The 14,395-nt window shown below is 37.7% G+C and carries 14 protein-coding genes; 8 read left to right on the top strand and 6 right to left on the bottom strand.

The window, feature by feature from the left end; translation table 11 throughout:
• Positions 1 to 7: 7 nt before the first annotated feature.
• The 6 genes from FJR45_RS07895 to FJR45_RS07920 form a co-directional block, all read right to left on the bottom strand.
• Positions 8 to 1,822, bottom strand: a complete 1,815-nt coding sequence (locus FJR45_RS07895; RefSeq protein WP_193150054.1) for a putative nucleotidyltransferase substrate binding domain-containing protein — start codon at positions 1,820 to 1,822, stop codon at positions 8 to 10.
• 2 nt (positions 1,823 to 1,824) lie between these two features.
• Positions 1,825 to 3,492 (bottom strand): cation acetate symporter, encoded by a 1,668-nt coding sequence (locus FJR45_RS07900; protein WP_193150055.1) that lies wholly within the window; start codon positions 3,490 to 3,492, stop codon positions 1,825 to 1,827.
• The gene (locus tag FJR45_RS07905) at positions 3,485 to 3,808 is read right to left on the bottom strand and encodes a DUF485 domain-containing protein (RefSeq protein ID WP_193150056.1); all 324 of its coding nucleotides are present in this window, start codon (positions 3,806 to 3,808) and stop codon (positions 3,485 to 3,487) included. The genes FJR45_RS07900 and FJR45_RS07905 overlap by 8 nt, the downstream gene beginning before the upstream one ends.
• A gap of 14 nt (positions 3,809 to 3,822) precedes the next feature.
• Positions 3,823 to 5,256: an OprD family porin gene (locus FJR45_RS07910; protein WP_193150057.1), complete on the bottom strand. Its 1,434-nt coding sequence runs from the start codon at positions 5,254 to 5,256 to the stop codon at positions 3,823 to 3,825.
• Positions 5,257 to 5,386: 130 nt separating this feature from the next.
• The gene (locus FJR45_RS07915; RefSeq protein WP_193150058.1) at positions 5,387 to 6,040 is read right to left on the bottom strand and encodes a response regulator transcription factor; all 654 of its coding nucleotides are present in this window, start codon (positions 6,038 to 6,040) and stop codon (positions 5,387 to 5,389) included.
• Entirely contained in the window at positions 6,040 to 7,233 is a 1,194-nt protein-coding gene (locus tag FJR45_RS07920) for a sensor histidine kinase (protein WP_193150059.1), read from the bottom strand. The genes FJR45_RS07915 and FJR45_RS07920 overlap by 1 nt, the downstream gene beginning before the upstream one ends.
• 119 nt (positions 7,234 to 7,352) lie before the next feature.
• On the opposite strand from FJR45_RS07920, the gene FJR45_RS07925 reads away from it, so the two are divergent.
• The 8 genes from FJR45_RS07925 to FJR45_RS07960 all read left to right on the top strand — a co-directional run bounded on the left by FJR45_RS07925 (position 7,353) and on the right by FJR45_RS07960 (position 14,185).
• Complete coding sequence (locus FJR45_RS07925; protein ID WP_193150060.1) at positions 7,353 to 7,859, top strand: peptidylprolyl isomerase; 507 nt, start codon at positions 7,353 to 7,355, stop codon at positions 7,857 to 7,859.
• 154 nt (positions 7,860 to 8,013) lie between these two features.
• Positions 8,014 to 9,099 carry an epoxyqueuosine reductase QueH gene (locus FJR45_RS07930; RefSeq protein WP_193151925.1) on the top strand — a complete coding sequence of 362 codons (1,086 nt, stop codon included), beginning with the start codon at positions 8,014 to 8,016 and terminating at the stop codon, positions 9,097 to 9,099.
• Positions 9,100 to 9,149: 50 nt separating this feature from the next.
• Complete coding sequence (fabZ, locus tag FJR45_RS07935) at positions 9,150 to 9,599, top strand: 3-hydroxyacyl-ACP dehydratase FabZ (RefSeq protein WP_193150061.1); 450 nt, start codon at positions 9,150 to 9,152, stop codon at positions 9,597 to 9,599.
• Between the two features lie 11 nt (positions 9,600 to 9,610).
• Positions 9,611 to 10,396 (top strand): acyl-ACP--UDP-N-acetylglucosamine O-acyltransferase, encoded by a 786-nt coding sequence (gene lpxA, locus FJR45_RS07940; RefSeq protein WP_151900048.1) that lies wholly within the window; start codon positions 9,611 to 9,613, stop codon positions 10,394 to 10,396.
• Positions 10,393 to 11,637 (top strand): ATP-dependent Clp protease ATP-binding subunit ClpX, encoded by a 1,245-nt coding sequence (gene clpX, locus FJR45_RS07945; RefSeq protein ID WP_193150062.1) that lies wholly within the window; start codon positions 10,393 to 10,395, stop codon positions 11,635 to 11,637. The genes lpxA and clpX overlap by 4 nt, the downstream gene beginning before the upstream one ends.
• Positions 11,638 to 11,647: 10 nt before the next feature.
• A complete protein-coding gene (locus FJR45_RS07950; protein ID WP_151900046.1) occupies positions 11,648 to 12,685 on the top strand; it encodes a rod shape-determining protein in 1,038 nt (345 codons plus the stop codon).
• Complete coding sequence (gene mreC / locus FJR45_RS07955; protein WP_193150063.1) at positions 12,678 to 13,439, top strand: rod shape-determining protein MreC; 762 nt, start codon at positions 12,678 to 12,680, stop codon at positions 13,437 to 13,439. The genes FJR45_RS07950 and mreC overlap by 8 nt, the downstream gene beginning before the upstream one ends.
• The gene (locus FJR45_RS07960) at positions 13,436 to 14,185 is read left to right on the top strand and encodes a MipA/OmpV family protein (protein WP_193150064.1); all 750 of its coding nucleotides are present in this window, start codon (positions 13,436 to 13,438) and stop codon (positions 14,183 to 14,185) included. Before mreC ends, FJR45_RS07960 begins: the two co-directional genes overlap by 4 nt.
• Positions 14,186 to 14,395: the final 210 nt, after the last annotated feature.

Consider the following 14,395-nt stretch of genomic DNA (forward strand, 5'->3'; position numbering starts at 1 on the left):
AAAAGCATTATGAAACCATTTCCAAATGAAAATGAAAACTAATAAACTTTTTCAGTTTATCTACCACTTGAAAACTATCTTTGAGCAAATCCCGGCTTGTTTTATCCAAATCTTTTGGATTTATATAATTGATATCTTTTTGATCCTTTGCATACAACATTGTTTTGAGCCTCATAGACAATAGAGTATCAAAACTTTCTATAAGTTCTGTCGCAAAAACTTTATCAAAAACACCTCGGTTATTCAACTCTTTGATACGTTCGATTGTATTGTTTTTTTTGATTTTATTCTCCAGCGCCAGACATCTTATTCCGTGAACAATTGCAAATATGCCACCTTTTTTCAAATCCAGTTTGTTTTCATGCTCTTTGTCAAGCTTAAAACCACTAAAAAGAGAGATAGGTGTTTCGAAAAAAAGTGTTGCTTTGGCAAGATGGGCTAAAACATCATCTCTCTTCTCAAAATGTGCAAAAAGATGGTCTTTTGCCACATTCACTAAAGTACAATCACCCGCAACACACTTTGCATCTAAAAATATACTCAAGTTTTGCAAACTGTTACCTTTAAAACTTGCTATCCAGTTATCTATTTCATTTTTAAAATCCTCTAAATTACGACGCCAATACGCATTAGAGACCATAACATTACCCTCACACTTGACAAACCCTATTTCTAAAAGTGCTTTGTTGAGTTTATGCATAGGCTCTACAAAAAGTTCTTTATCCATATCATCGGCAATAATCAGAGCATTGTCTTGATCGGTTTTGAGTATCTGTTCCTCTCTGCCCTCAGAACCCATTATGATAAGAGCAGATTTCTCCTGCAGAGATTCATCAACATACATCGTAAACACTTTTGCATATATTTTCTGGTTGAGTGTTGCAACAAGCTTGCTGATATAGCGTACTTTTACACCATTGGAATCAAGTGTTGTTACAAGATTTTTTAATCCATTTTGAACCTCTTTTAAATCATCAATATTCTGTGCTTTGTCTATTTGCACAGCAATCAGGTAAGAATGGTTTGCAAAATAACTCAACAAATCCAACTGTTCTAATATTCCGATAACTTTATCACCCTCTTTTACAACCAAGCGTTTAATTGCATTATGCGTCATAAGCACCAAAGCATTAAATAAAAAGTCACTCTTTTCAATAGTAATAATATTTTTAGATGCTATATGCACAATGGCATCACTCACATCATATTTACCCATCAAAACCTTCTCTCTCAAGTCCGTATCCGTAACAATAGCGTAGCTGTTTTCATCCCGTACGAGAATACATGTAGCCTTAAGCTTTTTCATCTCTTTTAAAGCATCTGCTATTATTGTATCTTGTGTAACAATACAAACAGCATGAAGATAAATATCTTTTACCTGAGATACCAAAAAAGGAGTTAATTGATTCTGCTGTGAATACTCTTTCAAATGTTGATGGCGTGTAATAAAATCTTGTAAAAAATACTCTTGGATGCGTTTGTTTTGTATCAATTCCAAAAAGTCATCTTTTTGAATCTCATAGCAAATCAAATCTTCACTGACAACAAACCTCTTCTGTGTTGTCCCGTAAATCAAAGCATCCGCATCAAAACTGTCCCCTTCACCATAAACAGTATGTAGTGTATCATCAATATACTCGGATACATATCCTTTTATGATGATGTAAAAAGCAACAGACGGAAGATTTTTGCTGATAAGCAGCGTCTCTTTAGGGTAGTATGCAATGTCGATTTTTTGCATCAGCTTACTCAGTTCTTCTGAACTGAGTAAGCCAAAAGGATGAATAGACTCAATAAGTTTTTTTTGGTCTAAGATGCTCATAGTTAATGCTCAGATGCACCCTCGGCACCAATACCGGTCTGGCTTCTAATGTATTGTGCTTCAAAAGCCTCCATCTCTTGTGCTGCAGCCTCTGATTTGTCAGTTACTGAGAAAAACCAGATACCGATAAAGGCAACAGTCACAGAAAAGAGTGCCGGGTATTTATATGGAAAAATCGCTTCGGCATTGCCAAAAATCTGTACCCAGACAATCGGACCAAGAATAACAAGTATAACAGCCGTAGCCAATCCTAATGTTCCACCAATCACAGCACCACGCGTCGTAAGCTTTTTCCAGTACATAGAGAGTAAAAGTACCGGAAAGTTGGCAGAGGCTGCTATTGCAAACGCAAGCCCGACAACAAAAGCAATATTTTGCTTTTCAAATGCTATTCCCATAATAATAGCAACAATCCCCAGTACAACAGTGGCAATTTTTGATACTTTCATCTCTTTGAGCCCATCAACTTCACCTTTTTTATACACAGAAGCATATAAATCATGTGATATTGCAGAAGCACCGGCTAGTGTCAGACCCGAAACAACGGCCAAAATTGTTGCAAATGCCACAGCAGAGATAAATCCAAGAAAGAAATCACCACCAACTGCATGAGACAAGTGAATTGCAGCCATGTTGTTTCCACCAAGAATTGGAAATCCACCGCTTATGGCCTGTTTTGCCAGATCCAGATACTGAGGGTTTTTATACACCATCACAATCGCACCAAAACCGATGATGAATGTCAGTATATAAAAATAGCCGATAAAACCTGTCGCATAAAAGACTGATTTACGGGCCTCTTTCGCATTGCTTACTGTAAAGAACCGCATCAAAATATGCGGCAGACCCGCTGTACCAAACATCAGAGCTATTGCCAAAGATATTGCAGAAACAGGGTCTGAAACAAGTCCGCCCGGAGACATAATTTCTACACCTTTTAACTCTGTTGCATGAGCAAACAATGCTCCAAAGCTGAAATCATAATGTGCCATTACGGCAATAGCCATAAAAGTAGCCCCTGAAAGCAGTAAGAATGCTTTAATTATCTGTACCCAGGTTGTTGCAAGCATCCCGCCAAAAGTGACATAAAGAATCATTAAAACACCAACCAAAATAACCGCTACTTCATACTGCAGACCAAACAAAAGCTGTATCAGTTTTCCTGATCCCACCATTTGGGCAATTAGATAAAGAATCACTGTAGCAACAGAACCAAATGCAGCCAGTATTCGAATAGGTTTTTGGCGCAATCTGTACGAAGCAACATCCGCAAAAGTATATTTTCCAAGATTTCTCAAAGGCTCCGCAATAATAAAAAGAATAATCGGCCAACCGACCAAAAAGCCAATAGAATAGATAAGCCCGTCATACCCTTTGAGATAAACAAGCCCAGAAATTCCCAAAAAGGATGCCGCAGACATATAATCACCTGCTATGGCCATACCATTTTGTAGCCCTGTAATGCCACCACCTGCTGTGTAGAAATCTTTCGCAGATTTTGTTCTTTTGGCTGCCCAGTATGTGATACCCAGAGTTGCACCGACAAAAATAACAAACATAACAATTGCCGGAACATTTAGCGGCTGTTTTTGAATCTCACCGTTGATAGTTCCAGAAGCAAATACCGCAATACTTCCAAAAATTAAAAATAAAAATATTCTATTAAACATCTAAGCGATCCTTTAATTTGTTTTTTACTTTGTTTGCCAAGTCATCAAACTGACCGTTGGCTCTTTTTGTATATATACCTGTCAATATAAAAGCAAAAACGATTACAGCCATTCCAATGGGAATGCCTATTGTTGTTACGGTTTTACTCGAAAGAGGTACAGCCAGTGTTGCAGGGTCAAAAGCTATTGTCAGTATAAATGCAAAATAGACTACAAGCATCGCTACAGTTAATTTCAGAGCAAACCCCTGTCTTGTTTTTACAAGCTTTTGATAATCAGGATCTGCTTTTATCTGTTGTATCTGTTCTTTGGTCATAATTTTTCCTTGTATTAAAAGTTATAGTTTGCAATGAGTCTGTACTCATTCCAGCCAGTGTCACTTCCTGGAGTTGTTTCTGCAAATTTTCTAGGAAAATTTCCACGAAAACGAAGTTGCAGTTTTTCAACTGCCTTTGGATAATATTTTATATCAAATCCAGCTTCTGTTGCTGTTCTCGCTACACCATATCCAGAGTTTGCATCTGTATCAAAAGAGCAATAATACGCAGCAGTTGAAAGATTGACTCCATGTTGTTTGAAGTTATAAACAGCAGCAACCTTTGTTGCTTTTGTTCCCGCTAAAAACATATGACGGGTCACCATCCCCTGAGTATATGCCGGCATACCGCCAAACTGTGTAAGTATCGCATTTTTGTAAGCATCATCTCCTGCATTGTTTGAAGATGCTTGAGAGTAGGCAATATATGTAGCAAAACCTTCATATTTTGCCCCGATTTTACCTGCCCAGTAAAAAGAGTCTACCTCACCGGACCCTCCCAGCGGAGAGTACTGCATATATTTTTTGCCAACACTGTTTTGTTTAATCATCTGTACTTTTACAAATGGTTTTACATCACTGTTAAGCAGACAGTTCCAGGAAACTCCTGCATCAGCATAAAGTGTATTATAAAGATTCCATGCATAATCATTTGACACATCTATATGAAAGTTCTTTGCTGTATATTTTAGTTGAATATTTGTAACACCTGCAGTTTTTTTCCCAGTTGTTGCAAGTCCCAGGTTCAAATACTCTCCTGTTGACACTCCTGTTGAAGCATTGACTCCTCTTGAAGTATATCCTGAAGTAGCAGCGAGTATTCCTCCTGCAGAATAGATATTTGCGAATGTTCCATAAGCGATTCTGTCTACATGTGCTATTTGCACAGTAATATTTTTCACATCCTTGCTTACAAACTTGTATGCTCTAAAAGTATTTGGAAGCGTTCTTGCATCGTCTGATCCCATCATTAAAGAGTCATATCTCTGATAACCGAGCTTAGCATCACTTTTTAGCCCATATTCACTGAAATTGTATCCAAGATACCCCTCACCAAGAATTGAATATGACTTGTACCCTGTTCCAAGCAGTGCCGGTGACTGGGCAGTGTGTTGCTGCACTCCAAGATCCTGCACTGTATAAAAAGCCGCAGCCAAACGAATGCCATTTAATGTAGCTGTTTCATACTTGAGATGGCCACCTAAAACAGTAGCATCTCTGTATGTATCTGCTCCTGAACCTCCTTGGTATTGTCTGTCCACATAAAACATTCTAATCTGACCGCTTGTTGTTCCTTTTAGAAACATATCTTTTATATCATCAGAAAGAACATGCACCTCTGGTGTCTCTGTAATACCATGCTTTAATTTTATATTCACGCCGTCATAATCAGCATATACACTTGTCACCAATGCTGTAACAAACATACTTAATGCAATTTTTTTCATATATACCTCCACTGTTTGATAAGGTAATCATAAATCCAAAACATAGCATTAACGTAGCAATTCATATTTTTTACACAAAATCAAAATCTAATCTCTGCTGTGTATCAATAGGTAACAATCTAAACTTCACTTATTTTTCGATCATATACCCCATGCCTCTGACATTAACAATAATATCTTCATGAAGTACTTTTTTCAGCCTGTTAATCTCTGCTCTTATGGTTGCATTGTCTACAATTTGTTCATCCCATACATATATACGAAACTGTTCAAAATCGACTATTCTGCTTCTGTTCCTGGCTAAAATATCTATAATCTGTGATTGTTTTTTTGTAAGAATCTGGGGAGTATTCTGAAACAAAAGCGTATTGTTTTCCTGATCATACATATAGTTTTTTGAAAGCCTGAGAAAAACCAGAGGAATATCTTTGTCTGTCAAAATTCTGTCAATTTTCAAAGCAAGCTCTTTTAAATGAAAAGGTTTTTTCAAGTAATCATAGCATCCCAGATCATAGGCACGGGAGATATCTTCTATATCTACCAGGGCACTGATATAAATGCTAGGCGTATGAATTTTGATTGCATGAAGTTTTTCCAAAAGTGTCAATCCGTCTATATTTGGTACAGAGATATCCAAGATCAATAAATCATAGTCGTCTTTTTGAAGATTTTCAAATGCTTCAAGACCGTCTGTAAAACTTACAACAATATGCCCCTGCTCCTGCAGATACTCCTGTATAGATTCGTTTAACATTATTTCATCTTCCAGTAAAAGAATTTTCATTATTCACCCATCATTTTAAATTTGTATTCAAATGTAGTCAGTTTGTCAGTGGATGCTATATCTATGCGCACATTGTCTTCTTCACAAATATTTTTCACCAACTGCAGCCCCAATCCAAATCCTTTGACATTGTTGTTTTCTCTGTAGTATGCATCAAAAATTTTCTCCGGATTTTTTATAATTTTAGACTTGCTTGCTACACTAAACATCACATCTGCTCCTGTTTGCTTTACATGTAAGAAGACTGTTTCCTCTGGCAAAGTGTATTTGATGGCATTTGTAATAGTATTGTCTACAATACGCTGAAGTTTTGTTTCATTAAAATAAATATAAACCTTGTCCAAATCACTGCTGTATTCAAAATCAATTTTAGCCAGATGTGCAACATCTCTGAAAAACTCTATCCGCATGCTGAGATACGAAACCAGTTCAATTGAGACTTTGGGATACGGCACCTGATCTTTTTTTACAAGATAACTCAAATCATCATATATATTAAATATATTTTTTGCAGCTGCTTCTATTTTGGACAATTGTCTGTCTTTTTTATTTTTCATTTCATACAGTTCTATACTTGTCAAAATAACACTCAGAGGCGTATTTGTTTCGTGCACAGTGTAGCGTAAAAACTCTTTTTGTGCGGCAAGTATCTCCTCTGAAAACTTTTTCTCTTCTAAAAGTTTTGCATTTGCCTCTTCCAAATACAATGTTTTCTTTTGTACCTTTTTTTCAAGAATAAGATTGATCTCTTTTAATGATAGCTTTTGCTGATTTATTGTCTTTACCATTTCATTTGCATACAGAACCATCTCTTTAAATTCTTTAAAAAAAATTTCATCAGGACTCAGCAATGCTTCTTTGTGTGCCGCATTTTTAAAAAAATTCAAAAACCGATGCATATCATTTTGAATCAACGCATAAAATATCTTATACAATCCAAGCATGATTGCAAAAAGTATAAAAGAGAGTGTCACAATAGCTAAAGTATTTTTCACCAGAAGGCTTTTGAGCTGTTTTTGTGTATCTCCGTAATCAGCCACACTGTGTTCTTGCTTGTAGATCGTTTTTTCATAATCCTGATAATTTTCTTTTATCAGCAAATAGGCAAATATAATAACAAAGACCAATATAACAACAGTTGTAACAGTATTGGCTTGCTTGATAGTCCAAGATGTAAATCTCTTCTTTTGCATTTTTTATCCCTATTTTTCTCAACAAAATTATACCGCTTTTAAGTACTTAATTTTAAAAATACAAGATATATTTATAAAGTTTAACTATAATAACAAAAAAATAAAATAAAGAGGTTTATATGTTTGGAAAATCACAACTCAAAGAATACAATTTAAGCGAAGAAGAATTAAAAAAACTGCAATATGCAAAAATCGTAACAAACAAAGGCGATATCTGGATTAAACTTTATCCGGAGGAAACACCAAATACCGTTGCAAACTTTGCACATTTGGCACAAACAGGATTTTATGACAACCTTAGTTTTCACCGTGTTATTCCTGGTTTTATGGCACAGGGCGGTTGTCCGCAGGGAACTGGAACAGGTGGTCCGGGCTGGTCTATTGCATGTGAGACTGACAAAAATACGCACAAACATGTCAAAGGAACACTTTCTATGGCACATGCCGGGCAAAACACAGGCGGAAGCCAGTTCTTTATCTGTTTTGTGCCGTGTCCGCATTTAGATGGTGTCCATACAGTTTTTGGCGGAATTGAAGAAAATGACGCTGAGAGTTTTGCGGTTTTAGATTCAATTGAAGGGCAGGACGAAATAAAAACTATAGAGATTCACGAAAAAAGAGACTAGTTTTAAATAACTTTATTTATTTACATGTAAGCTTGTAAACTTTTTCGGAACCGGTACTTTAGTGCCGGCTTTGTGTTTTTAAAGACTAAGGCCCAGGTTAAAACCCAGGTTCCGAAAAATACTCATTACCTAAAAAATCTTTCAAGGAAAAATCATCTTAGTACACATCTGTTGCAGTGTTGACTCACACTTCTTTCTGGAAAAACTTCAAAAAGATTTTCCGGATGAAAAACTGACCGGTTTTTTTTATGACCCGAATATTCACCCCTATTCTGAATATCAACTGCGATTACTTGATGTAAAACGCAGTTGTGACAAACTCGGAATAGAACTTTTAGAAGGCGAATATGACTATGAAAACTGGCTTGAAGCAGTTCGTGGACTCGAAAATGAACCTGAAAAAGGGGCTCGTTGTGAAGTCTGTTTTGACAAACGTTTTACAACAAGTGCAAAAAAAGCCCTCGAACTCGGTGAAAAGAAGATAACAACAACACTTTTGGTAAGTCCGCTCAAGTCCCAGGAACAGCTTAAACGTGTCGGTGACGAATTTTATAAAAGTCACGGTGTTGAGTTTGTAGCCGTTGACTACAGAAGCGGCGGCGGAACACAGAATCAAAGCCGTGTCACAAAAGAAGAACAACTCTACCGTCAGGACTACTGTGGCTGTATTTTCGGTCTTACCATGCAACGCGACCAGCAAAACAAACTGATGGATGAAATGTTTTCTCCGATTTCAGGACAAATGCTGCCTGCTTCCATCGAAGAACGCCTTTACATGTACACAAAACGCAATAACCTCGAAGATGAGGGCAAAGTATATAAAATAATCAAACAAAAATTTTTAAACTACAGACAATTTAAGTGTAAACTCACATCGGGTAAAAAAGATATTCTTGAAGCCTATGCTCTAAGTTACTCTACTCTACCGAGAAAAAAAGCACAAGGACGTATAGAATTTTCACACAATGGAGTGCATTATTTTAATCGTGAAGAGATAAAATTTATCACTTTGCAAACCTACAATGACTTGAGCAAATCAACTTATAAATCTGTCAAAGAGCTTATTTACAATCCTTTGGATTTTGAAAAAGAGCAGAGACTCAGAGCTGTTGTATCGGGCTCAGATTATGACATAACTCCCATAATAGTTGTTCAGGATATACCGCAGGCCAAGCTTATGCTTGAACTCGATGCCAAAGTATATGAAGACACCAAAGAAAAACTTATTATCTTTTCTTAACAATAAATTAGATAAAATATCAAAAAAATATTGTTATAAGGTTTATAAATATGCTTATGGATGTTACAGAAATACAAAAAATTCTTCCTCACCGTTATCCTTTTTTATTAGTTGACAGAGTTACTCAGCTCGAAAAGGGACAATCGGTTACTGCTTACAAAAATGTCTCTATTTCAGAACCGGTCTTTCAGGGACACTTTCCCGGTCATCCGATTTATCCTGGTGTTATGATTTTAGAAGGAATGGCACAGGCCGGCGGCATATTGTCATTTTTAAGTATGGGAGACCTTACAGAGGAAGAGATAGCAAACAAAGTAGTCTATTTCATGAGCATCGACAAAGCAAAATTCAGAATGCCTGTAAAACCGGGAGACAAACTCGAATACAGAATTTCTGTCATAAAACAAAAAGGTACTATCTGGATGCTTAAAGGTGAAGCCTATGTTGATGACAAATTGGCAAGCGAAGCAGAACTTAAAGCTATGATAGTTGACAAGTAAAGGATTTATTTTTGTCTCAAATATCTCAACTTGCCGTTATTGAAGACGGCGCGACAATCGGAGAAAATGTTACAATCGGACCATTTTGCTTTATCTCAAGTGAAGCAACGATTGGCAATGGAACAAGCATAGATGCAAACAGCTGTATTTACGGAAAAACGACTATCGGCAAAAACAACAAAATTTTTTCACATGCAGTCATCGGTTCAATTCCGCAAGACCTGAAATTCAACGGTGAAGATGTTGAACTTATCATCGGCGACAACAATACTATCCGTGAATTTACCCTTTTTAACCCGGGTACCAAAGGCGGTGGCGGAAAAACCATCATAGGAAACGATAACCTTTTTATGGGATATGTTCACCTTGGACATGATGTTATCATCGGCAATCACTGCATTTTGGCAAATGCTGCGACACTTGCAGGACATGTGGAACTTGGCAACTATGTTGTCATTGGCGGTATGACACCAATTCATCAGTTTGTACATGTAGGCGATTATGCCATGGTGGGAGGCGCTTCGGCTTTGGCACAGGATATTCCTCCCTTTTGTATGGCTGAGGGAAACCGTGCTTCTCTAAGAGGACTTAATTTAACAGGTCTGAGAAGACATTTGTCAAGAGATGACATCAATGCCCTTAAATCAGCCTACAGAGAACTTTTTGAATCAGGCAGACCACTCAAAGATACAGCAAGCGAACTGCTGGAAAACTCAGACAATCATTATGTAACAGATTTATGTAACTTTGTCATTACAACAAAACGCGGAATTCCGTTTGAAAGGAAAAAAGTATGATACACAGACATTGCAGCTTTTGTGATGCAAGCGAAAGCGAAAAAAACCCTCTAATAGCAGGCAACGGTGTTTACATTTGTAAAAACTGTGTTGTTTCAGCTTACAAAATAATGTTTGGTGATGAAAAAGAACTTGCAAAAGAGAACAACAGCGAACTTGTTGATGCAGTACACAAACTTATGACACCAAAAGAGCTTGATGCTTTTTTGGGTGAGTATATTATAGGACAGGAAAGAGCAAGAAAACTCCTGAGCGTTGCTGTTTATAATCACTACAAGCGTATATTTAAAATGCACAAATCAGATGAAGATGATACGGAAATTTCAAAGTCAAACATTCTGCTTATCGGTCCTACAGGAAGCGGTAAAACACTGATGGCACAGACCATTGCACGGGTATTGAATGTCCCTATCGCCATTGCGGATGCGACAAGTCTGACAGAAGCCGGATATGTCGGAGAAGATGTTGAAAACATTTTGACAAAACTCATTCAGGCAGCCGACGGTGATGTCGAGCGTGCACAAAAAGGCATCATCTTTCTTGATGAAGTTGACAAAGTTTCACGTATGAGCGAAAACCGCTCCATTACCCGTGATGTTTCAGGAGAAGGTGTCCAACAGGCACTTTTAAAAATCATCGAAGGTTCTTCTGTCAATATCCCGCCAAAGGGCGGAAGAAAACATCCTAATCAGGAGTTTACAGCTATTGATACTACAAATATTTTATTTATCTGTGGCGGTGCCTTTGACGGACTTGAAGATATTTTAAAGCGTAAACAGGGTGAAAATGTTCTTGGTTTCGGACAGGAAAAGAAAACAAAAGAAGAGAAAAAACCTACATTTGACATGGTTGAACCGGATGACCTGGTTCATTACGGACTTATTCCCGAGCTTGTCGGACGTCTCCCTATCATTGCATCACTCAATGAAATCACTGAAGATGACATGGTACGCATTTTAACAGAGCCGAAAAACTCATTGGTAAGACAGTATAAAAAACTTTTTGCCATAGATGATGTGGAACTGAACTTTGAAGAAGATGCACTCCGTGCCATAGCAAAAAAAGCCATCAAAAGAAAAACAGGCGCACGGGGACTTCGTGCAATTTTAGAAGAGAGCATGATAGATATCATGTATGAACTCCCTGAATACAGCGGTTATGAAGTAATGATTACAAAAGAAGTCATTGAAAATGGCGAACAACCTCTTTACATTAAGAAAACAACACAAAAAACAGCATAAGGCACAATAAATGATATTTAATAAAATAGTCGGACTTTTTTCAAATGACCTTTCAATCGACTTGGGAACTGCCAATACAATTGTAATAGCAAAAGGTCGGGGAATCATTATCAACGAGCCTTCTGTTGTTGCTGTCAAAACCGAAAAATATGGACAACAGCGTGTGCTGGCTGTCGGACATGAAGCAAAAGAAATGGTAGGAAAGACTCCCGGCAATATCAAAGCCATCCGTCCTATGCGTGACGGTGTTATCGCTGATTTTGACATGACTGAAAAAATGATCCGCAAATTCATCGAAAAAGCACATGGAAGAAGCTCTTTAATATCTCCCCGTATTATTATCTGTGTCCCTTACGGATTGACACAGGTTGAAAGAAAAGCTGTTCGCGAGTCTGCTTTAAGTGCCGGAGCACGCGAAGTTTTTCTCATAGAAGAGCCTATGGCAGCAGCTATCGGAGCCGGCATAGATATTCGGGAACCACAGGGGAATCTTGTTGTAGACATTGGTGGCGGTACAACTGAAATAGGTGTTGTCTCTCTTGGCGGTCTTGTGCTCTCAAAGTCCATCCGTACAGCCGGAGATAAAATCGATCAGGGTATTGTCAACTATGTCAGAAAAAAGTACAACCTTCTCATAGGAGAGAGAGTTGCCGAAGAGATTAAAATAAACATTGGAACAGCTGTAGAACTTGACCAGGAGCTTACAATGGTTGTTAACGGACGCGATCAGGTTGAAGGACTGCTGAGTTCCGTGGAACTTACAAGCGAAGATGCCAGAGAAGCTATGAAAGAACCGCTCAAAGAAGTCGCCGAAGCACTACGGGATGTTTTAGAAAGAATGCCGCCTGATTTAGCCGGTGACATTGTCAACCACGGTATTATTTTAACCGGTGGCGGTGCTTTGATCCGTCAACTTGACAAATATCTCTCAGACATTGTCAGAATTCCCGTTTTTGTAGCCGACGAACCTCTTTTGGCTGTTGCACGGGGAACAGGAAGAGCTTTGGAAGAGATAGACCTCCTTCAAGAACTTTTTGAGAATGAATAAAAAAACGTTTGTCTATTTTTTTATCCTGATAGCACTCTTTATGGGTGCTTTATACTACAACAACCCTATACAGTCTCCAATTGTTTCAGCACTCAACACTATAAAATCAAATTATCTTAACAGTATAGAATTTTTTAACAACAAAACAGACAAATATTTATTTCAGGCACAGGAGATAGAGAATCTAAAAAACAGACTGAAAAAATATGAAAATAACCATCTTCTCCTGCAGCAACTCACTTCTGAACTCAAGGATTTATACAAAGAAAACAACTCTTCACTCAAAACAGATCCAAAAGTAGAGCTTGTCCGTGCAATATCGTATGAAAAATTTGGAAATATCAACAGATTATGGATGGATATTCCAGATTATAATGCCTCAAAAATTTATGGCTTAACCTACAAAGAGTTTGTTGCAGGAATAGTGATAGCAAAAAACAACAAACCTCTGGCACTGCTTAATTCTGACATAAAAAGTGCCTACTCTGTTTATGTAGGGAAAGAAAAAGCACCCGGTATTGCACATGGGAACAATGCAGAAAATATAGTTATCAATTTCATACCGGCCTGGTTCAGTATCAAACCCGGGGATGAAGTGATCACATCAGGTCTCGACAACATTTTTTTTAAAGGTCTCAAAGTAGGAAAGGTTCTTTCTGTTACAAGATCACAAGGCTATCAAAATGCTGTCGTTAAACAATACTACAAGGCGAACGAGCCGGGTTATTTTCATATAATAAGGAGTCTAAAATGAAATATTTCATAATCTTGGTGTTGTTGTTTTTACATCTTACAGCCCAACAAAACAAACAGGAAATTACTATCGGTGCCGGACCGTACTTTCAGAGTCAACCGTACAAGGAGGCTTCTGCCCTTGTTTTGCCTTCACCGGTAATCTTTTTTGACAATTCTGTTGTGTATGCAAGATGGAGCAGATTCGGGCTTTACTTTTTAGGAGACAAAAAAGAGGAATATTCCTGGGGATTTTCCTTTACTGTGCAGCCGAGAACACTTGGCTACAAAGCATCAGACTCCGTCTCTTTACAGGGAATGAGTGACAAAGACTCAACAATGGAAGGTGGTATTGCTTTTAGTGCCGGCTATAAAGACTCTGCCTATATTGAAGTAATGCTTTTGGCCGACATCCTCAATAAATATAATTCATGGGTAGGCAGTGTAGAAATTGGTGACAAGTACACAGCAGGTCGATTTATTTTTTATCCGAGTGCTGTACTTTTATACCAGCCCAGAAAATTTCTTGACTATTATTACGGCGTCAAAAATTCCGAAGCAACACTGCAGCGTCCTGCTTACATGCCAAAGGGAGGATTTTCATTTGCCGTGCAAACATATATTAAATATCCTCTGACCAAAAAGCTCTCAGCTCTTTTGAACATAAGAGCAGACAGAATTCCAAACAGTGCCTACAACAGTCCTTTGGTAAACAACAAATTTATTTACTCTGGACTTGCCTCGGTTATCTACACTTTTATCTATTGATACCAATCCCCAGTAAAGATATGAAATTTAAATTAAAAATAAGCTATTAGATACAAGGCAGAGTGTTGCAGGAGCTACTGGTAGCTTCAAAATAGTCTAACGAAGTAGATGATAACTTATTTTTAACCCTTCGGGCGATAGTATTGCACCATATTGCTTCGTTGAAAACCCTTGAGGCTACTTGTAGCCCCTACGGGATTTCGCCTTGCA

Origin of the sequence: Sulfurimonas sediminis, from assembly GCF_014905115.1 — a bacterium.
Taxonomy (GTDB): Bacteria; Campylobacterota; Campylobacteria; order Campylobacterales; family Sulfurimonadaceae; genus Sulfurimonas; species Sulfurimonas sediminis.

Coding starts and splice junctions, on each gene's coding strand:
- FJR45_RS07900 (WP_193150055.1), bottom strand. CDS start 3,492: ATGTTTAATAGAATATTTTTATTTTTAATTTTTGGAAGTATTGCGGTA.
- FJR45_RS07910 (WP_193150057.1), bottom strand. CDS start 5,256: ATGAAAAAAATTGCATTAAGTATGTTTGTTACAGCATTGGTGACAAGT.
- clpX (WP_193150062.1), top strand. CDS start 10,393: ATGATACACAGACATTGCAGCTTTTGTGATGCAAGCGAAAGCGAAAAA.
- mreC (WP_193150063.1), top strand. CDS start 12,678: ATGAATAAAAAAACGTTTGTCTATTTTTTTATCCTGATAGCACTCTTT.
- FJR45_RS07920 (WP_193150059.1), bottom strand. CDS start 7,233: ATGCAAAAGAAGAGATTTACATCTTGGACTATCAAGCAAGCCAATACT.
- FJR45_RS07895 (WP_193150054.1), bottom strand. CDS start 1,822: ATGAGCATCTTAGACCAAAAAAAACTTATTGAGTCTATTCATCCTTTT.
- FJR45_RS07905 (WP_193150056.1), bottom strand. CDS start 3,808: ATGACCAAAGAACAGATACAACAGATAAAAGCAGATCCTGATTATCAA.
- FJR45_RS07915 (WP_193150058.1), bottom strand. CDS start 6,040: ATGAAAATTCTTTTACTGGAAGATGAAATAATGTTAAACGAATCTATA.
- FJR45_RS07925 (WP_193150060.1), top strand. CDS start 7,353: ATGTTTGGAAAATCACAACTCAAAGAATACAATTTAAGCGAAGAAGAA.
- FJR45_RS07960 (WP_193150064.1), top strand. CDS start 13,436: ATGAAATATTTCATAATCTTGGTGTTGTTGTTTTTACATCTTACAGCC.
- FJR45_RS07950 (WP_151900046.1), top strand. CDS start 11,648: ATGATATTTAATAAAATAGTCGGACTTTTTTCAAATGACCTTTCAATC.
- fabZ (WP_193150061.1), top strand. CDS start 9,150: ATGCTTATGGATGTTACAGAAATACAAAAAATTCTTCCTCACCGTTAT.